The sequence below is a fragment of the Nocardia sp. NPDC005825 genome, from assembly GCF_040630175.1.
Taxonomy (GTDB): domain Bacteria; phylum Actinomycetota; class Actinomycetes; order Mycobacteriales; family Mycobacteriaceae; genus Nocardia.
Genome location: NZ_JBEXXC010000012.1, coordinates 205,290 through 223,477, shown reverse-complemented (window position 1 = coordinate 223,477; position 18,188 = coordinate 205,290). Strand labels below are relative to the sequence as shown.

The following is an 18,188-nucleotide window of genomic DNA, read 5'->3' as shown; positions in this document are numbered from 1 at the left end:
GGTTGCTGTGCGCGAGTATTCGGAGAATTTCTGCGGGCCCCGCCACGGCGGACTGTTACTGTCGTCCGTGTTGTTCGCACGATCCGGGCCCGGACTCGGGGAGGTCCACGGGTTCGGCCATTTCTTCGGAGTGTGTGTCATGGCGTTCTCGAATCGGCTGGTCTCCCCGGCTGCCCCGCGCACCGATCCGGTCGCCGCCGCGCCCGTCGGATCCCCCGACGCGCGGCCCGCACCGCATCTCACCGGGTTGCCGGGCGGGCTCGACGAGCAGTGGGGCGATGCCTTCCGCGATGCGGCGCTGGGCATGTGCGCGGTGTTGTCCGCGACCGACGGCCGCATCGATCCGGCGGCGCGGATGCGGGTCGCGCAGATGGTCGGGGCGCACGAGATTCTCGGCCGCCGGCCCGCCGAGGACCTGCGAAACCGGTTCGAGGACAACTGCGCCCGGCTCATCATGGATCCGGCGTTCGGCCACGCCTACGTGATGGCCCAGATCGCCAAGGCCACCGAGTATCCCGACCAGGCGGCCGCTGTGCTGCGCATCGGATTGACGGTGGGGCGAACCGATGGCGAACTCGGAGCACACGCGGCCACGGTGATTCGCGAGGCATGTCAGGTGCTGCGGTTGGACCCACGGGAATTCGGTCTGTAAAGCCCCCCTGGCTTTTGCTGGACATTGCCCGGAGCCGTCCCGCATTCTTGGGTCGTTTGCTGCCCAGCGAGGGGATCCACTCTGCATGGCGATCCAAGGGTTTCTCAATATCCTGCTCGACACCGTCCACCCGAATCGGGGCTGGCGGTACTGCGGATGGTGCGAAGGCACCGGGGCCGCAGGCTATTCCGAGGCGGGTTCGGCCATCCTGTGCACCGGCTGCGGGGGCATCGGCTGGCTCGTCGACCCGCCCATTCCCCGGGCCTGAACCGGCTCCGAGCAGCGACGCGGCCCCGGGCGAATGGCACCCCGGGGCCGCATCGACGCAACGGTTTCCGCCTACATGTCCAGTCCGAGATCGAGCACCCGGACCGAGTGGGTGAGCGCGCCCACGGCCAGGTAGTCGACGCCGGTGCCCGCGTAATCGGCCGCCATGTCCAGTGAAAGCCCGCCCGAGGACTCGAGTTTGGTGCGCGGCGACCGGGTGTTGCGGCGCTGCACCGCCGCCTGGGTGGCCCACAGCGGGAAGTTGTCCAGCAGCACCAGTTCCACGTCCTCGGCAAGCACGGCGTCGAGCTGTTCGAGGCTGTCCACCTCGACCTCGCACTCGATGTCCGGGTCCAGCTCCCGCACGGCGCGCAGCGCGGCGACCACCGAGCCCGCGGCCACCACGTGGTTGTCCTTGATCAGCGCGGCGTCGCCGAGACCCATGCGGTGGTTCACGCCGCCGCCGACCCGCACCGCGTACTTCTGCAGGGCGCGCAGGCCCGGCAATGTCTTGCGGCTGTCGCGGATCCGGCATTCGGTGCCCTCGACGGCGTCCACCCACTGGGCGGTCGCGGTGGCGATGCCGGACAGGTGGCACACCAGATTCAGCAGCGTGCGTTCGGCGGTGAGCAACCCGCGCGTCGGCGCGACCAGGCTCAGCACGGTGTCACCCGGCTGCACCCGGGTGCCGTCGGGCACGCGCCCGGTCACCTCGTAGTTGCCCGCCCCCAGCACCTCGTCGAGCACCAGCAGCCCGACGTCCAGCCCGGCGACGGTGCCCGGCTGCCGGGAAGCCATGCCCGCCTTGGCCACCGCGTCCGCGGGCACCGTGGCCAGGGTGGTGATGTCCGGGCCGTACCGCAGATCCTCGTCGAGGGCGGTGCGGATCAACGCGACCAGTTCGTCGCGATCGAGTCCGGCATCGAGGGTCATGACAGCACTCCTTGTTCTCTGACGCCGCTCACGACGCGGCGGGGATCACAGCGCGGCCCCACGCGGGCGCCGCCTCCGCGTCCTCGGTGACCAGCTTCGGGCGGCCGTCGGAACCCAGCCGCACGGTGGTGCTGCGGCGCAGCTCCTCCCGCGGGTCCGGATAGTCCGAACGGGTGTGGCAGCCGCGGCTCTCGGTGCGGGCCGCCGCGGCGACCAGCAGCGCGCGGGCGGTGAGGGTGAGGGCCGAATCCTCCAGGTCGCGAAGGAAGGCCGCGGCCGCGTCGGCGGGCACGCCCGCCCGATCCACGCGCGCCGGGTCGCCGGACCCGTCGGCCTCGTCCACCGCACCGCGGTTCAGCGCCCATTCGACGGTGATGTCGGGAGCCTCGTTGTCGGAGACCAGGCCGACCAGGCGCAGGATGGCGGCGCGCAGCCCGTCGCCGTCGCGGACCACCCCGGCGCGTTCGGTCATCAGCTCCTGCAACAGTTTCCGGTCCGCGCGCTGGAACCGCAGCGGGCCGACCTCGGAGATCGGGGCCGACATGCCCTGGCGTTCCGCGGCGGCCACACCCGCGCGCTCACCGACCACCAGGCCCTCGAGCAGACTGTTGGAGGCCAGGCGATTCGCGCCGTGCAGTCCGGTGCGGGCCACCTCACCGGCGGCGTACAGGCCGGGCACCGTGGTGCGGCCGGAGGTGTCGGTGAGGATGCCGCCGCACTGGTAGTGGGCGGCCGGCGCGACCGGGATCAGGTCGGTGGTCGGGTCGATGCCCGCCGCCCGGCACGAGGCCGTGATGGTCGGAAAACGTTGCGGGAAACCCTCGAGCGCGCGGGCGTCGAGGTACACGTGGTCGTCGCCGAGCTCGTGCATGCGGGCCGCGATGGCCTTGGCCACCACATCGCGCGGGGCCAGGTCGCCGAGCGGGTGCACGCCCGCGGTCACCGAATCGCCCCGGGAGTCGACCAGGATCGCGCCCTCGCCGCGCACCGCCTCGCTGATCAGCGGGCGGCGGCCGAGACCGCCGGGGGTGAACAGCACGGTCGGATGGAACTGCAGGAACTCCAGATCCGAGACCAGCGCCCCGGCCCGCAGCGCCAGCGCGATGCCGTCAGCGGTCGCGCCCGCGGGATTGGTGCTGCACGCGTAGAGCTGGCCGAGGCCGCCGGTGGCGAGCAGGACCGCGGGCGTGTGCACGATGCCGAAGCCCTTGTCCGACAGCGCGATCACACCGCGTACGCCCTCGGGTCCGGTGACGATGTCGAGGACGGCGGCCCCGAAGATCACCGGCAGTCCGGCGGTGTTCAGGGCGCGCTGCACCTCGGCGCCGGTGGCGTCGCCGCCCGCGTGGATGATGCGGCGGGTGCTGTGCCCGCCCTCGCGGGTGCGCGACACCTCGCCGTCGCGGCCCAGGTCGAAGACCGCGCCCAGGTCGGTCAGCGCGTCGACCGCCTGCTGACCGCCCTCGACGATGGACCGCACCGCCTCGACATCACACAGTCCGGCGCCGGCGACCACGGTGTCGTGCACATGGGATTCCACCGAATCCCCGTGCGGCGCGACCACCGCGATCCCGCCCTGCGCGTACTGGGTCGAGGTGTCGGTGGGTCCGCCCTTGCTCAGGGTCAGCACCCGCAGCCCGTGCCGGGAGGCGGTGCGCGCGGCGGTCAGCCCGGCCACGCCACCACCCACCACGACGAGGTCGGCCTCGGCTTCCCAGGTGACCGAAATCGATGTGTTCACTTGCTCATCCCTCCCCCGACGGGGCGGGCGTGGCTACTCGCCGCCGCCCGGGTTGCCGATCTCGATCATGCGCTGCACCGAATTGCGGGCCAGGGCGGCGGTTTCGGGATCGACGTGGACCTCGTCGCGGTTCTCCACCAGGCAGCGGAGCAGGGCGGCGGGGGTGATCATCTTCATGTACTTGCAGGACGCGCGGTCGTTGACGGCCTGGAAGTCGATGCCGGGGGCGGCCTTGCGCAGCTGGTGCAGCATGCCGACCTCGGTGGCGACCAGCACCTGACTGGACTTCGCCGCCTTGGCGGCGTCGATCATGCCGCCGGTGGACAGGATGTGCACGCGGTCGGCCGGGAACTCACCCGCGCCCGCCAGGTACAGAGCCGAAGTGGCGCAACCGCATTCGGGGTGCACGAACAGCTCGGCGTCGGGGTGTGTGCGCGCCTGCTCGTTGAGCTCGTCGCCGTTGATGCCCGCGTGCACGTGGCACTCGCCCATCCAGATGTGCATGTTCTCGCGGCCGGTCACGCGCTTGACGTGCGCGCCCAGGAACTGGTCCGGCAGGAACAGCACCTCGCGGTCGGGGTCGATGGAGGCGACCACGTCGACGGCGTTGGAGGAGGTGCAGCAGATGTCGGTCAGGGCCTTCACCGCGGCGGTGGTGTTCACGTAGGAGACCACCAGCGCGTCCGGGTACTCGGCCTTCCAGGCGCGCAGTTCGTCGGCGGTGATGGAGTCGGCCAGCGAGCAGCCCGCCCGCTCGTCCGGGATGAGGACCGTCTTCTCCGGGCTGAGGATCTTGGCGGTCTCGGCCATGAAGTGCACACCGCAGAAGACGATGGTGTCCTCGGGCGCCTCCGCGGCGATCCGGGACAGGGCCAGGGAGTCGCCCACATGGTCGGCGATGTCCTGGATCTCCGGCAGCTGATAATTGTGCGCCAGGATGGTGGCATTGCGCTCGCGCGCCAGCCGCTTGATCTCCGCCGCCCAGTCCGGGGTGGCTTCCACACCGGTGTACCCCGACGGCCCGTCGGCGATGCGCTCGGTCAGCGTGCCCACTGCTGCAGCCATGGCATGGCTCCTTCTCTCATGCGCCCGGCAACTTCGCCGATTCGCATCCACACGGTTTTCGACTTAGAATCGAAAACGTGGCCCATCGTAGCACCATCCACGAAACGCTCACCGCCGTGTTCCAGGTTCGTCGCTTCCCGGAAACCATCGGTGCAGGTGAGAGCGCTAGGGACCGGCGCAGCGCGGTCACGGATCGGTGCCCGCCCGGCCAGCGCACCGAACTCGCGGTCCTGTTGTGGGAGCGCGCCCTCGAACCCGCCAAGGACACCTGGTCACTTCCCGGCGGCCGCCTGCGCGACGGCGAGGACCTCGACGCCTCGGCCGCGCGCCAGCTCGCCGAGAAGGTCGATGTGCGCGAGCTGACCCATCTGGAACAGGTGTGGGTGTTCAGCGATCCCGACCGGGTGCCCGGCGACCGGCGCATCGCCTCGGCGTACCTGGGCCTGGTGCCGTTGACCGCCGAACCGGTGCTGCCGCCCGACACCCGCTGGCATCCGGTCTCGAACCTGCCGACCATGTCCTTCGACCACGGCACCGTCGTGCGGCACGCGCGAAACCGGCTGGCCGCCAAGCTCTCCTACACCAATATCGCCTTCGCGCTGGCGCCCGCCACCTTCACCATGTCCACGCTGCGCGAAATCTACTGCGCGGCACTGGGATACGACGTCGACACCACCAACCTGCAGCGCGTCCTGACCCGCCGGAAGGTGATCACGCCGACCGGCGAGACCGCCTCCCCCGGCCGGGCCGGCGGCCGCCCCGCCGCGGTCTATCGCTTCACCGACTCCGAGATCCGCGTCACCGACGAGTTCGCGGCCTTCCGCCCGCCCGCCTGAGGCCCCCATTTTTGGTGGCAACGGCGGCGGGTAACCCGAAAAGCGCTGCGCCCGATAGTGGAATGAACATCCAAGATCACTATCGAAGGAGTTCCATGTCCGCATCCGTGCGCATCGGAACCGCCCTCGCCGGGGCCGCCCTGACCGCGGCCGCCGTGTCGATCTCGGGATCCGCGGTCGCGTCCGCCGAGACGGTGGTGGCCGATCCGAACGCCTATCTCGTCGGCGACACGGTCTATTTCAGCTACTCCAACCTGGCCAGCTGCGCCATCAAGCCGACCGGCGACGTCGGCTGCGACGCGACCAATATCGACCTGCGCTGGTACGGCCTGCCGGTCACCAACCTGACCATCGACGCGGCGTTCCTGCCCGCTCATCCCGCGCTGGGCCCGATCGGCGTGCACGGCCGCTCGGGCAGCCCGGCGCTCACCGGCGGCGGCCCCACCCCCGGCTCGAACTCGCCCTACGGTCCCGACGCCACCATCACCTACGCGGGCACGACCTGCACCGGCAGCGGGTTCCGCGGCGCGATCACGTGCAATGCCAAGGGACACCACTTCACCTTCGGCTTCGTCACCGACTACAACTGAGCCGCCGGCCCTAGGCTGCATCCCATGCGAGCCGCCGATGTCCTGGCCCTGCACCACGCCTGCCCGCACAGTGATCTCGACATCGCCGTCCACCGCCGCGATGCCGATCGAGTCCACGAAATCCTCACGGCCCTGGGCTATCTCGCCTCCCGATAACCCCGCCACCATCGGCTGATCGGCTACCAGCGCAGCATGGGCAACGGGCGCAGCGGGTGAGTGACGGCGTACGCCACACCCCGACGCGCCAGGAAGGCGTGGAAGCCCTCGTACGGGAGTTGGGCCACAACGGATTCGACGTCGGCGCGGGTGAGCGGACGCCGGACCAGGCCGCGGCTGGCGTCGATCCGGTCGGCGACGCGGAAGGTCTCGACGAGGCGGTCGTCGACGGCGCGGAGCCGGTGATGGTCGAGGACCAGGCGGCGCGCGGTGCCAACATCGGTGATACCGAAATCGGCGGCGTGCGCGGTGACCAGATCGGCGGAGGGGTCGAGATAATCCCAGGTCCCGGCCGTCCAGATGCCGAGGTCGTGCACGGCCCACGCCAGCGCCGCGACATCGGGGACCGGCTCCCCCAACAGCAGTCGCTGGTAGTTCAGGCCGCGCAGAACGTGATTGCGGTAGGCGGGGAACGACGCGCCGACCTGGTCGCGGTGCCGGTCGAGCACGGCATCGACGATCGGATGATCGGTCTGTATCCGCATGGCTCCCCCTGGTGTGTCATCCGGGCTTCAGCGGACACTACACCCGGCATCGCACCGCGGACGGGTGCGCGATCCCCCGAAAACCTGGGTCCCCGAAAGTCCTTGTGAAACAAGGGTTATTCAAAAATACTTCTCGGCCATGAACACCAAGAAGACCAGTCGCTACGCCGCCGTGGGGGCCGCGCTGGCGGCCGCGGCGGTCCAACTCTCGACCGGAACGGCCACGGCCGCGACAGGCCACGTCTCACTCTGGGTGGGTGGCGGTCCGGACCTGCTGGCCTGCCGGGCGACGGCGCAACAGTGCCAGGTCATCGGGTACGCCTACGACATGACCACCCCGATCACCCTCAGCGTCAACGGGAAGACGATCGCCGCCGCCCTGCCGACGCCGACATCGGGCACGATCGAACCCGGGGAGCTGAAGATCCTGTGGGTCCCGCAGACGGCTGGGCCGAACACCATCACCGTGCAGCAGGGCAGCGACTCGCAGTCGGTCACCGTCCAGATCATGGACAACAACTCGCTGGAAGCCTTCACCCAGCGGGCCGGAGCATATGTGCGGAGCCTCGCGTGCAAGACGGGCAGCGCCACCATCTCCGCCGGGTGCCCGATTGCCGGAGGGGACGTGCATTGAGAACGATCACCCGCGCCACGCTGGCGGCCGCCCCGTTCAGCTAACTGTCGGCATACGCTGGGAGCATGCCACGGAGTACTGCGAACACCGTCGACGACTACCTGGGTGAGCTGGCCGAGGACCGGCGACCGGCCCTGACCCGGCTGCGCGAACTGTGCCGGGACACCCTCATCGGATTCCACGAGGACATGGATTTCGGTATGCCGGTCTACGAGCGCGACGGTATCGCCGAGATCGCGTTCGCCAGCCAGAAGCAGTACATCTCCTTCTATCTCATGCGCGGCGACATCCGCGAGGCCTTCGCCGAACAGCTCGACACCAAGGACATGGGCAAAGGGTGCCTGCGCTTCCGCAAGCCCGAAGCCATCGACTTCCCGCTGCTGCGAACGATTCTCGAGGCGACAGCCGCGAGCCGCGGCACCGTCTGCTGATCGGGCTACCAGCGCATCGCGGGCAATGGGCCCGCACCGTCACCATCGCCATCATCGACATCAACTCGCCCGAGGCATTCATCCGGCGCAACCAGGACGCCGTGCGGCGCTTCGCCTGCCAGTCGGGCAGCAGCACGTTCTCGGCATGCTCGGGCGGCGGCGGCAAATGATCGGCTAGTCGTCCCGGGAACGATCCCGGTGCTTGGCGGTGCGCCGGTAGCGGCGGGCGCTCGGGATCGGCTGGGACGCATTGGATCTGCGGAGTTCGTGGCGGTGACGCCAGGCGGTGAGGTCCGGGCGCTCGGCCGGGGCGGCGGCGTCGGCCGACGCGGGTTTACCCGGCGGTGCGGTCTTCATGGGGTCCCCCTGGGTGGTGCGAATCCGTGGTCGCGAACACGGTAGGGGGTACAACACGCGTGGTCCAGCGATTATTGCCGGATTCGGGTCAGCGGGGCGCGTCGGGCTCGGGGGCTTCGAACGGGACCACCGGCCCGCGGGGGGCATGGGGTTGCGGCGCAGCGGAATTGCCGGGGTAGGGACCGTAGAGGATGGCGGAGCCGTACTGGGACGGGGCGACGATCACCGGGTCGGGGCGCGCGCCGCCGAAGGGTAGGTATTCGCCGGTGCCCAGATCGTCGGAGGTGCTCAGCGCCGCCAGCAGCAGGATCACCACCGCGGCGGCCAGGGGCTGCGCGATGAGGGCGGCCCAACCCTCCACGGAGGGCGCGAATTCCACGATGGTGTGGATCGGCGGATTGCTCGGGCGGACATGGCGCTGCTCGGCCACCGCCTCGCCGACCACCTTGGTGAGGAACGCGCCGAGCGCCGAACCGAGAATGATGCCGGTCAGCAGAACCGGGCCCCGCACCCGCCGCCAGCGCCAGGCCGCGACCGTGCCGAGCACGCCGAGCACGATGCCGATCAGCACGAAGATGGCGAGCGCGTCGAAACGGTGCAGGCTCTCACCGGTCAGCGCGGTGCCGCGATCGGGTTCGACCACCAGCAGTTGTTCCGCCGGAGCGAGATACGCCCACGCCACCCCGGCCAGGGCGCTCACCGCGGCGAGCATGGCACACACCGCCGCCGCCGCACGCACTTCCCGCATCAATACCTCGACGCGTAGTCCGCCCGGCTCGGCGGCGAATGTGGCTGCCACTAGCGGTGTTCCAGGCTCGTGGAGTCGAGCACCCCGTGGCGCGAGCACTTGGCCCACCAGCCGTCGGGGCTGACCTGCACGATCATGCGGCGTCCGCATTGTTCACAGAAGCGCGGCGGCTCCAGGCCCAGGGCCGCCGCGGGGGGTACCGGATCGTCCAGCCCCGGCACGACTCGCTTGCCCGTGAAAGGGTTGTAGCGCTCCTCGATGTCCACGACCACCTCGATGGATCCTTCGCGTATCGAACTCGGCGGGCAGATCAGGTCCAGGGGAATGCAAACCCCCGCACCCCTACCGTACGAGACGGGTTCGGGGCATTGGCCCCGAACCCCCTTTTTCTCTCAGTGGATTTCGCTCAGAGCGTTTCGTTGAGCGCCTTGATCGGCATCTTGAGTTCGCCCAGCAGATCGATGTCGGACTCGGCCGGACGACCCAGGGTGGTCAGGTAGTTGCCGACGATGACGGCGTTGATGCCGCCCAGAATGCCCTGCTTGGCGCCCAGGTCGCCGAGGGTGATCTCGCGGCCGCCGGCGAAACGCAGGATGGTGCGCGGCATGGCGAGACGGAAGGCGGCGACGGCACGCAGCGCGTCGGCGGCCGGGAGCACTTCGAGGTCACCGAACGGGGTGCCCGGGCGCGGGTTGAGGAAGTTCAGCGGCACCTCGTCGGGCTCCAGCGAGGCCAGGTCGGCCGCGAATTCCGCACGCTGCTCCAGGGATTCGCCCATGCCGAGGATGCCGCCGCAGCAGACCTCCATGCCGGCCTCGCGCACCATGCGCAGGGTCTCCCAGCGCTCGTCGTAGGTGTGGGTGGTGACCACGTTCGGGAAGTGCGAGCGCGCGGTCTCCAGGTTGTGGTTGTAGCGGTGCACGCCCATGGCGGCCAGCTGGTCCACCTGCTCCTGGTTCAGCATGCCCAGCGAGCAGGCGACCTGGATGTCGACCTCGTTGCGGATGGCCTCGACGCCCGCGGCGACCTGCGCCATCAGGCGCTCGTCCGGACCGCGCACCGCGGCCACGATGCAGAACTCGGTGGCGCCGGTCTTGGCGGTCTGCTTGGCCGCCTCCACCAGCGAGGGGATGTCGAGCCAGGCGGCGCGCACGGGCGACTGGAAAAGGCCGGACTGCGAACAGAAGTGGCAGTCCTCGGGGCAGCCGCCGGTCTTGAGCGAGATGATGCCCTCGACCTCGACCTCGGGGCCGCACCACTTCATGCGGACGTCGTGCGCCAGGCCGAGCAGCTCCTCGAGCCGCTCGTCGCCGAGCCGCAGGACCGCGAGGGTCTGCTCCTGGGTCAGGCCGACGCCGCGCTCGAGCACCTGCTCGCGAGCGATGGCGAGAATGTCATCGCCTGCGTTGGTACCGGCTTCGGTGGTGACGGCTACCTGGGTCATGTCCGCGGGAATCCCTTCGTCCGGCCGTGTGACCGAGCAACTTGAACGGTGTTCAGGGTAGGCTAGCAGCCCGGAACGTGAGCCGGAACACGAGAGGGTCGGATTCTTCAGTGCAACTCCATCGCACGGACGTGGTCGACGGGGCCATCGCCATCCTCGACCAGTACGGACTGGCGGATCTCACCATGCGCCGCCTGGCCACCTCGCTGCACGTCCAGCCCGGCGCGCTGTACTGGCACTTCCCCAACAAACAGGCGTTGCTCGGCGCGGTCGCCGACCGCATTCTCGCGCCCATGGACGAACCGGTCCGGGCCGAGGAATGGTCCAAGCAGATGACCGAACTCGCGCACCGGCTGCGCGAGAGCCTGCTCGCCTACCGCGACGGGGCCGAACTGGTCTCGGCCACCTACGCGTCCCGCCTCACCACCAGCAAGGGCCGGGAACGGCTGGCCAGCGCCGCGATTCGCGCGGGCATGACGCGCGAGGAGGCCGAACTGGCCGCCTACACGCTGCTGTACTACGTGCTCGGGCAGACGGTGGACGAGCAGTCGCGCATCCAGATGGACTCCGCGGGCGCACTCACCGAGGAGAACTCGCCGCTCTACGACATGCCCGACGCCACCGCGCGATTCGACTTCGGATTGCAGCTGTTCGTGAGCGGCGTGCGGCATCTGCTCGGTTCGCGGATCCGCTGACCTCCGAGGGCACCGGTGAATGACTTGCGCGGGCTCCGGCGAACGGCGGGCGCGAGCATCGACGAATCGGGTTCGGGCGCGGGCGAATCAGGGCTGGGTACCTCGATGAACCGACCAGTCGGAACCGACAAAGGTTCCGGACGGTAGGGTTCCCCTCGTCAGTATCGGCGGGTGCGGGAATCCGGTGGGAAACCGGAGCGGTCGCGCCACTGTGAGCACCGGATCCGGTGCGAGTCAGACCTCCCCCGCCGCGCAACACTCTGGAGAGGCCGCGTCATGCCCGAGGAGCTACCGCGATGAGCCGCGCGCGGACTTCGCTCGCCCTGCCCGTCATGGGGGCGCTGCTGGTCGTGGCCATGATCGTCGCGACGGCCTTCGGCGCGGAGACGATTCCGGTCCGCGAGGTGCTCGCCGTCCTGCGCGACCGTCTCACCGGCACCATCCACGCAGATCTCGGGCTCGACACCATCGTGTGGCAATTGCGGGTGCCGCGAACCGTTCTCGCCGCCATCGTCGGCGCGGGCCTGGCGGTCGCCGGCGCGGCCATGCAGACCCTGGTCCGCAATCCGCTCGCCGACCCCTACCTGCTGGGCGTCTCCTCCGGCGCGGGCGTCGGCGCGGCGGCGGTCATCACCTCCGGGATGTTCGCCGGGGCCGGGCTCTGGGCGCTGTCGGCGGGCGCGCTCGCCGGGGCCTTCGCCGCGGCGGCCGCGGTGTTCCTCATCGCGCTGGCCCAAGGCGGCCTCACGCCACTGCGTCTCGTGCTCACCGGCACCGTGCTGGGCTCGGCCTTCGCCGCCTTCAGCAGCTACCTGATCTTCCGCAGCAGCGATCCCTCGGCCGCCCAATCGGTGCTGTTCTGGCTGCTGGGCAGCCTCTCCGGCGCGGACTGGACCCGAATCCTGTTGCCCGGCTGCGTGGTCGCGGCCTGCCTGACCGCGCTGCTGCTCGCCGCCAACTGGCTCGACGCGCTCAACCTGGGCTCGGACACCGCCGCCTCCATCGGAGTTCCGGTGCGCGAGTTGCGCATCGCGCTGTTCGTCCTGCTGGCGGTGCTGGTCGGCGTTCTCGTGGCCGTCTCCGGCGGCATCGGCTTCGTCGGCCTGGTGGTCCCCCACGCCGCCCGCCTGCTGGTCGGCCCGCGCCACCGCGCCCTGCTGCCCGCGAGCGCCCTCTGCGGCGCGACGTTCCTGGTCATCGCCGACGCGGCCACCCGGGTCCTGGTGCGCCCCACCGAGATCCCGGTCGGAGTCCTCACCGGCCTGATCGGCGCGCCCGCCTTCCTGCTGCTGATGGGCCGCCGTACCTACCGGTTCGGTGCGGCATGACGATCGACCGCGAGGGCTCCATCCGCAATCGGCTCGGCCGGTGGCGGACCGGCGGCAGGCAACGCCCCGGTCGGCATCCGGACGCGGGCGCGGTGCGGGTCGCCGGAATGGCGTGCGCCGCGGGGCGGCACACAGTCGTCACGGACGTCGATTTCGAGGTGCTGCCCGGCGAGACGGTCGGGATCGTCGGGCCCAACGGGGCGGGCAAGACCACCTTGTTGCGCACCCTGGCGGGGTTGATCGCGCCGACAGCGGGTGCGGTGACCGTGGACGGGCGTGCGGTGCATCGGGTTTCGGCGCGCGAGCGGGCCCGCCTGGTGAGCGTGGTGGGGCAGGACGAGACGCCGCCCGCCGATCTGCTGGTGGGCGAGCTGGTGACGCTCGGGCGCACGCCGTACCTGCCGCCGTGGGGTGCGGGCGGACCGGACGAGCGCGCGGCGGTCGAGCACGCGCTGGCGCGGGTCGATCTGGCCGGGTTCGAGGGGCGCGCGGTGGGGCGATTGTCCGGCGGGGAACGGCAGCGGGTGCTGCTGGCGCGGGCGCTGGCCCAGGACACGCCGGTGCTGCTGCTGGACGAGCCGACCAACCACCTCGACATCACCCATCAGCTCGAACTCTTGGCGCTGACCCGGGAATTGGCGCGGACCGTGGTGATGAGCCTGCACGACCTGACCCTCGCGGACCGCTTCTGCGACCGGATCCTGGTCCTCGACGACGGCCGGGCCCACGCCCTCGAACCGCCGGGCGTCGCCCTGCGGCCCGACGTGCTCGACGAGGTGTTCGGCGTGCTGGCACGCCGGGTTCCGGATCCGGACTCGGGCGGCACCCACCTCGTGATCACCGGACGAAAGGCCAACTCGTGAACAAGATCCCGGCATTCCGGATCGACACGTCCCCCGCGGCCGGGTCCGCCCGCATGAGTCGGACGCGGCGCGGGACGGCGGCGATCGCCGCGGCGCGGCCGATGCTGGCCGTGGCAGCGGTCGCCGTCGCCCTCACCGCGTGCGGGTCGCCCCAGGCGGCGACCGGGAATCTGGCGGTGCGCAACTGCGGTGTGGAGCAGCAGTTCCCGTCGCCCGCGCAACGCATGTTCGTCAATGACGGGAATCTGATCTCCATGGTGCTGGCCCTGGGGGCGCAGGACCAGACGGCGGCCGTGTCGAGCCTGAAGCGGGACGCGGACACGCTGCGCAAGCATTACGGGGACGGCGTGGATCGGCTCAATTCCGTTGCCCCGGACTATCCCTCCCGGGAGACGGTGCTGGCCCAGCGCCCCGACGTGATGGTGGCGGGCTGGAACTACGGGTACTCGGAGTCGGCGAATCTGACGCCGGAGTCGTTGCGGGCGGCCGGGGTCGCCCCGTACGTGCTGACCGAGAGCTGCCGTCGACCCGGCGGCGAGCGGGGTGTCGTGGACGCCTGGACCGCGTTGCGCACGGATCTGACGGCGCTGGGCGCGATCACCGGACGCGCCGACCAGGCGGCCCGGGTCACCGGGGATCTGGATCGCCGACTGTCCACGCTGCTGGCCGCGCCGCAGCCGGAGCGGCGGCCGACGGTGTTCCTGTTCGACAGCGCCTCCGACACCGTCTTCTCCAGCGGGCAATACGGTGCGCCGCAGGCGATCCTGGAGGCGGCGGGCGCGCGCAACGCGCTGTCCGATGTGGCCGACACCTGGACGGCGGTGTCGTGGGAGCGGCTGGCGGCGGCCGACCCGGACGCCATCGTGTTCGTCGACTATCCGCCGCAGACCTTCCAGCAGAAGGTGGACCTGCTGCGCGGCAAGCCGGGCATCCAGAATCTGCGGGCGGTCACGCAGGGCCGGTTCCTGAACCTGCCGTACGCGCTGTGGACCAGCGGGCCGTTGAACATCGACGCCGCCGAACAGGTGCGGGCGCAGCTGGAGCGCTGGAACCTGGTGCCCGCCTCGGGCATTCGCCCCGCCGCCGACGACGCGGTGCGCTAGGCGGGCCACGCCGAGCGTTGACCGGTCCGCGCCGACCCACCGGCGCGGACCCGTTCAGTGGCCCACCGCGGCGGCTCCGGACTGGTCCCGCCACAGCTGCCGCACGAACGGCACCACCTGTTGTTCGATCACGGTGTTGTACTCCTGCGGCCGCTCGATCGGATTGGCGTGCCCCGTGGTTCGCGTGGTCACCACCAGCAGGGTCCCGCGCACCCCGCCGACCCGGTCGATGAGCACCTGGTGCGAGTACTCCACGTCCACCACCGGATCGTCGTACGGGTCGTGCGGCCGGATGAACACGATCGCCGGGCGTGGTTTGCCCGCCGCGGGTTTGGCCAGCGCCCGCAGGTCGTCCACCGCGCCGCCCGCCACGATGGCCTTGAACTGCGCCTCGATCAGACCGTTGCTGGCGGCGTCGGTATTGAGGATCTTGGACCGCAGCACGTCGTCGACCGCGCGCCGGAACTCGCCGCCGCGGATCACGTAGCGCCCGCCGACGAAACGGTCATGGCGCGCATACACTTCCACGACCAGCCGCAGCATGCGGCTCTCCCGCGCCCCGGGCACCCAGCCCATCCAGCGCAACATCTCCTCGCCCTGGTCGCGGCTCTCGGGCCGCACCGCGTTCAGATCCACCGGCGTGCAGTCCAGGATCACCGCCCGCACCCGTTTGCCGTCGCCGTCCTCGTGCAGGTGTTTGGCGATCTCGAGCGCGATGACCCCGCCCATGCTGTGCCCGGCCAGCACCACGTTCGGCACCTTGGCCGCGTCGGTGACCTTCACGATGAGATCCGCGATCACCTTGGTGTCGATACCGGTGTTGTCGTAGCGGACCGCCCACACCGACCCGAGCCGCGACAGCGACGGCAGCGCCCGCGCGGTGTCCCCGGCGTCGAGGACGCCCAGCCCGACCAGATCGAAGACGGCGGTGTCGGTGGCCTGCAGTTCCGCGGGCGCGGCGATGGGCAGCACGGATGGCTCGGTGCGGGCCAGCCGATCCTGTTCGGGGAGCACGTCCAGGCCGATGTACTCGACGAACGCGCCCAGCGCGACCAGCGGAACCAGGCCCAGTCGCAGGGCCAGCAGCCGGGCCCGCCGGAAGCGGCCCCAGCGCGCGCCGAGCCGGGTGGACCGCAGGCGGGCACGCCGACGCCGATCGTCGTAGTCGGCGGCGCCGGACGGATGCGGGAAACCCGGCAGGGCCATCAATCTACTGTACGAATTTCCGGCTCGTCATCCAGCCTTGTACTGCGCGTCATCTGCTGGTATCGCACACTTCACCTGCGCGTGAAGCGGCGGCGGGTCAGTGACCTTCGGCGCGTTCGGCGAGAACGGCGAGATTGGTCAGGGCCGTGCGGAAGCCGACCTCGTTGTCCTCCGGGGACAATCCGGGCGGCAGATTGTCGTGCTGGGCGATGACGCGGGTGCCGCCGGGCGCGTCGTCGAGCAGGTAGGTGACCGTCATCTCGCCGGTCAGCTCGGGGTTGTCGGTTTCGAATTCGATGGTCTGCACCACCTCGCGGTCGGGGACGACGTGCGCGAAGACCCCGTGGAAGGTGTCGGTGTGCGGGCTCGTCTTGCCGGCCTCGGTGGGCAGGTCGTAGGTCAGCGAGATGCGGAACCGCCCGCCGACGCGGGCATCGAATTCGTGGATGCGGCTGGTCATTCCGTCGGGCACCATCCAGGTCCGGACCGAATGCGCGTCCAGGAGGGCGCGGAAGACACTGGGACGCGGAGCGCCGACGAACTTCTCGACTCGAGTGGAAGGCACGGGCGCCACCCTACGCTCGATGTGACCAAGATCACGACAGCCCCGGTGTATCCGTACCCGCGTCGTCCGGCGCGACCGGCAGGGTGAGGGTGGCCAGGGTGCCGCCGCCGGGCGCGGGAACCAGTGTCACCGAACCGGAATGGACCGCGGCCACCCACTGCACCAGCGACAGCCCGATGCCGTGCCGCCCGCCCGCCCCGACCGCGCCGCGCCGGAACGGGTCGGTGAGCGCGGGATCGAGCCCGCGCCCGTGATCGCGCACGGTCACCTGCCCCGCGGCGACCCGGACCAGCACGGGCGGGCCGCCGTGCACCAGCGCGTTGTCGACGAGATTGCGCACGGCCAGGGCCAGCAGCTCCGGGTCTGCCCACACCGCGGTGGGTTCGGTGCTCAGTCCGATCTCGCCGCCGCAGTCGGCGACCACGCCCTCCACCAGTTGATCCAGGAACAGCCGCTGCCGATCCAGTTCGCCCGCACCGGTTTCCGCGCGGGTGCGGGCCAGCAGCCCGGCGACCATGCGGCCCATGCGATCGGTGAGCGAGCGCGCGTCGGTGACGGCGCGGCGGGCGTCGGCCGGATCCCGCAGCGCCGCATCGAGATAGAGGCGCAGGGTGGCCAGCGGTGTGCGCAACTCGTGCGACGCCTCCGACAGGAACCGTTCCTGCTCGTCGAGCATCCGCACCGCCGGGCGCATGCTCGCCCCCGACAGCAGATGCCCGGCCAGCGCCGCCAACGCCACCAGGGCGAGTCCGCCGCTCCACAACGCCACCACCAGCCGGCGATGGTCGCGGGCGCCGGGTTCCGGATCACCGCCCGCGACGACGACGGCCCCGACGGTGGCGTCGTTGTCCCAGGCGGGAGCCACCGCGAGCCGCACCGGCTGCCCGTCGCGATCGGTGGCGGTGTGCCACTGCGTCTCCTCGGCGGCGGCGGCCCGCCGCGCCGGTCCGGTCAGGTCGGCGGGCAGCCCGGAGCGCTTGTGCACGAACAGTTCCCGCCAAGTGTTGTCGGGCTGCCGGACCAGGATGGTGACGGCATCGACGCCCCCGACCAGATCCTCGTCCCCGCGCACCGTCTCCAGATCGACGCTGCCGTCCTCGTTCCAGTACACCTCCCGCGCCACCCCGGTCACGACCCGATCGACCCCGGCGTCGAGGTCGTGTACGCGGGAGTGCGCGTCGATGGAGGCGGCGATCGACGCGAGCACGACCAGGCACAGCGCGGTCAAGGCGGTGAACAGCCCGGTCAGCAGCCACCGGGTTCGGCGCAACCGGCCCGGTGAGGTCGGTGTTCCCGGTCCGCGCCAGGACGCGAGTCGCCGCCGGATACTCATGGCGCGATGGTGAAACCGGCGCCGCGGACGGTGTCGATGAGCGGCGGCGCGCCGAGTTTGCGGCGCAGCTGGGCGATGACGACATCGACGACATTGGAGGCGGGCTCGGCCATTTCGTCCCAGCAGCATTCGATGAGTTCGGCGCGGGTCACGACGGAACCGGCGCGGGCGGCGAGGAGTTCGAGCACGCCGAACTCCTTGGGCGTCAGGGTGAGCAGCGTGCCCGCGCGGTGGACGCGGCGGCGCGGGCGGTCCACGATCAGGGTGCCGACGACGGTGCGGGTCGGCGCGGGCAGTTCGCGGCGGCGGCACAGCGCGCCCACCCGGGCGGCGAGCTCGTCCATGGCGAAGGGCTTCACGACGTAGTCGTCCGCGCCCTGCGCGAATCCGTCGAGCCGGTCGGCGAGCGCGTCGCGGGCGGTGAGCACGACAACCGGAGTGCGCCGCCCGGCCTCGCGTTGCGCGCGTACCAGCTCGAGCCCGTCCCCGTCGGGCAGTCCCCGGTCGACGACCAGGCAGTCGTAGCTGTTGACGGCGGTCTTCAGGTCGGCGTCGGCGTAGTCGCGGGCCAGATCCACCGCGAATCCCGCCGCCCGCAGACCCGCGGCGACCTCGTCGCCCAGGTTGCTGTCGTCCTCGACCACGAGTACCCGCACCTGCGCCATTACAGCATCCATACCGGTCATCCGGCCACGA

The 18,188-nt window shown here is 70.8% G+C and carries 23 protein-coding genes and 1 riboswitch; of the genes, 11 read left to right on the top strand and 12 right to left on the bottom strand.

What is annotated here, in order from left to right:
* Positions 1-139: 139 nt before the first annotated feature.
* Together ABZ382_RS28930 and ABZ382_RS28925 are read left to right on the top strand one after the other, a co-directional pair.
* Positions 140-652 (top strand): TerB family tellurite resistance protein, encoded by a 513-nt coding sequence (locus tag ABZ382_RS28930; RefSeq protein ID WP_357095219.1) that lies wholly within the window; start codon positions 140-142, stop codon positions 650-652.
* An 85-nt stretch (positions 653-737) separates the two neighbouring features.
* A complete protein-coding gene (locus ABZ382_RS28925; RefSeq protein ID WP_357095216.1) occupies positions 738-920 on the top strand; it encodes a hypothetical protein in 183 nt (60 codons plus the stop codon).
* Between the two features lie 71 nt (positions 921-991).
* On the opposite strand, the gene nadC is transcribed toward ABZ382_RS28925, so the two are convergent.
* From nadC to nadA, 3 genes are read right to left on the bottom strand one after another with little or no spacing between them, the layout of a single operon-like run.
* Positions 992-1,852 (bottom strand): carboxylating nicotinate-nucleotide diphosphorylase, encoded by an 861-nt coding sequence (gene nadC / locus ABZ382_RS28920; protein WP_357095213.1) that lies wholly within the window; start codon positions 1,850-1,852, stop codon positions 992-994.
* Positions 1,853-1,880: 28 nt separating this feature from the next.
* The gene (locus tag ABZ382_RS28915) at positions 1,881-3,593 is read right to left on the bottom strand and encodes an L-aspartate oxidase (protein ID WP_357095210.1); all 1,713 of its coding nucleotides are present in this window, start codon (positions 3,591-3,593) and stop codon (positions 1,881-1,883) included.
* Positions 3,594-3,626: 33 nt separating this feature from the next.
* Positions 3,627-4,658 (bottom strand): quinolinate synthase NadA, encoded by a 1,032-nt coding sequence (gene nadA / locus ABZ382_RS28910; protein WP_357095208.1) that lies wholly within the window; start codon positions 4,656-4,658, stop codon positions 3,627-3,629.
* 77 nt (positions 4,659-4,735) lie between these two features.
* Between nadA and ABZ382_RS28905 the strand changes: the two genes are divergently transcribed.
* The 3 genes from ABZ382_RS28905 (at position 4,736) to ABZ382_RS28895 (ending at position 6,240) form a co-directional block, all read left to right on the top strand.
* Positions 4,736-5,494 (top strand): NUDIX domain-containing protein, encoded by a 759-nt coding sequence (locus ABZ382_RS28905; protein WP_357095205.1) that lies wholly within the window; start codon positions 4,736-4,738, stop codon positions 5,492-5,494.
* Positions 5,495-5,589: 95 nt separating this feature from the next.
* Positions 5,590-6,084, top strand: a complete 495-nt coding sequence (locus ABZ382_RS28900; RefSeq protein ID WP_357095203.1) for a hypothetical protein — start codon at positions 5,590-5,592, stop codon at positions 6,082-6,084.
* A gap of 24 nt (positions 6,085-6,108) precedes the next feature.
* Complete coding sequence (locus ABZ382_RS28895; RefSeq protein ID WP_357095200.1) at positions 6,109-6,240, top strand: hypothetical protein; 132 nt, start codon at positions 6,109-6,111, stop codon at positions 6,238-6,240.
* A gap of 23 nt (positions 6,241-6,263) precedes the next feature.
* Here the strand turns inward: ABZ382_RS28895 and ABZ382_RS28890 are convergent, their stop codons facing one another.
* On the bottom strand, positions 6,264-6,785 hold the full coding sequence (locus ABZ382_RS28890) for a hypothetical protein (RefSeq protein ID WP_357095197.1): 522 nt from the start codon (positions 6,783-6,785) through the stop codon (positions 6,264-6,266).
* Between the two features lie 139 nt (positions 6,786-6,924).
* Here ABZ382_RS28890 and ABZ382_RS28885 point away from each other — a divergent pair, with 139 nt between their 5' ends.
* Together ABZ382_RS28885 and ABZ382_RS28880 are read left to right on the top strand one after the other, a co-directional pair.
* Positions 6,925-7,419, top strand: coding sequence for a hypothetical protein (locus ABZ382_RS28885; RefSeq protein ID WP_357095195.1), 495 nt, complete (start codon positions 6,925-6,927; stop codon positions 7,417-7,419).
* A 65-nt stretch (positions 7,420-7,484) separates the two neighbouring features.
* Positions 7,485-7,850, top strand: coding sequence for a DUF1801 domain-containing protein (locus ABZ382_RS28880; protein WP_357095192.1), 366 nt, complete (start codon positions 7,485-7,487; stop codon positions 7,848-7,850).
* 174 nt (positions 7,851-8,024) lie between these two features.
* Here the strand turns inward: ABZ382_RS28880 and ABZ382_RS28875 are convergent, their stop codons facing one another.
* The 4 genes from ABZ382_RS28875 to bioB form a co-directional block, all read right to left on the bottom strand.
* On the bottom strand, positions 8,025-8,207 hold the full coding sequence (locus ABZ382_RS28875; RefSeq protein ID WP_357095189.1) for a hypothetical protein: 183 nt from the start codon (positions 8,205-8,207) through the stop codon (positions 8,025-8,027).
* A gap of 88 nt (positions 8,208-8,295) precedes the next feature.
* Positions 8,296-9,006 carry a DUF2567 domain-containing protein gene (locus tag ABZ382_RS28870; protein ID WP_357095187.1) on the bottom strand — a complete coding sequence of 237 codons (711 nt, stop codon included), beginning with the start codon at positions 9,004-9,006 and terminating at the stop codon, positions 8,296-8,298.
* Positions 9,006-9,221, bottom strand: a complete 216-nt coding sequence (locus ABZ382_RS28865; RefSeq protein WP_213561023.1) for a hypothetical protein — start codon at positions 9,219-9,221, stop codon at positions 9,006-9,008. The genes ABZ382_RS28870 and ABZ382_RS28865 overlap by 1 nt, the downstream gene beginning before the upstream one ends.
* A gap of 140 nt (positions 9,222-9,361) precedes the next feature.
* Complete coding sequence (bioB, locus tag ABZ382_RS28860) at positions 9,362-10,399, bottom strand: biotin synthase BioB (protein ID WP_357095183.1); 1,038 nt, start codon at positions 10,397-10,399, stop codon at positions 9,362-9,364.
* Positions 10,400-10,509: 110 nt separating this feature from the next.
* Between bioB and ABZ382_RS28855 the strand changes: the two genes are divergently transcribed.
* The 4 genes from ABZ382_RS28855 (at position 10,510) to ABZ382_RS28840 (ending at position 14,388) form a co-directional block, all read left to right on the top strand.
* Positions 10,510-11,094, top strand: a complete 585-nt coding sequence (locus tag ABZ382_RS28855; protein WP_357095181.1) for a TetR/AcrR family transcriptional regulator C-terminal domain-containing protein — start codon at positions 10,510-10,512, stop codon at positions 11,092-11,094.
* Positions 11,095-11,223: 129 nt separating this feature from the next.
* Positions 11,224-11,357: riboswitch (cobalamin riboswitch) on the top strand.
* Between the two features lie 33 nt (positions 11,358-11,390).
* The gene (locus ABZ382_RS28850; protein ID WP_357095179.1) at positions 11,391-12,422 is read left to right on the top strand and encodes an iron ABC transporter permease; all 1,032 of its coding nucleotides are present in this window, start codon (positions 11,391-11,393) and stop codon (positions 12,420-12,422) included.
* Positions 12,419-13,285 carry an ABC transporter ATP-binding protein gene (locus tag ABZ382_RS28845; protein ID WP_357095177.1) on the top strand — a complete coding sequence of 289 codons (867 nt, stop codon included), beginning with the start codon at positions 12,419-12,421 and terminating at the stop codon, positions 13,283-13,285. Before ABZ382_RS28850 ends, ABZ382_RS28845 begins: the two co-directional genes overlap by 4 nt.
* Before the next feature lie 101 nt (positions 13,286-13,386).
* Complete coding sequence (locus tag ABZ382_RS28840; protein ID WP_357095282.1) at positions 13,387-14,388, top strand: ABC transporter substrate-binding protein; 1,002 nt, start codon at positions 13,387-13,389, stop codon at positions 14,386-14,388.
* A gap of 54 nt (positions 14,389-14,442) precedes the next feature.
* Here ABZ382_RS28840 and ABZ382_RS28835 read toward each other — a convergent pair whose 3' ends face one another.
* From ABZ382_RS28835 to ABZ382_RS28820, 4 genes are all read right to left on the bottom strand, one after another.
* A complete protein-coding gene (locus tag ABZ382_RS28835; RefSeq protein WP_357095174.1) occupies positions 14,443-15,594 on the bottom strand; it encodes an alpha/beta hydrolase in 1,152 nt (383 codons plus the stop codon).
* Between the two features lie 97 nt (positions 15,595-15,691).
* Positions 15,692-16,159, bottom strand: a complete 468-nt coding sequence (locus ABZ382_RS28830) for an SRPBCC domain-containing protein (protein WP_357095172.1) — start codon at positions 16,157-16,159, stop codon at positions 15,692-15,694.
* A 31-nt stretch (positions 16,160-16,190) separates the two neighbouring features.
* Positions 16,191-17,492 carry a HAMP domain-containing sensor histidine kinase gene (locus ABZ382_RS28825; protein WP_357095169.1) on the bottom strand — a complete coding sequence of 434 codons (1,302 nt, stop codon included), beginning with the start codon at positions 17,490-17,492 and terminating at the stop codon, positions 16,191-16,193.
* Entirely contained in the window at positions 17,489-18,178 is a 690-nt protein-coding gene (locus tag ABZ382_RS28820; protein ID WP_357095167.1) for a response regulator transcription factor, read from the bottom strand. The genes ABZ382_RS28825 and ABZ382_RS28820 overlap by 4 nt, the downstream gene beginning before the upstream one ends.
* Positions 18,179-18,188: the final 10 nt, after the last annotated feature.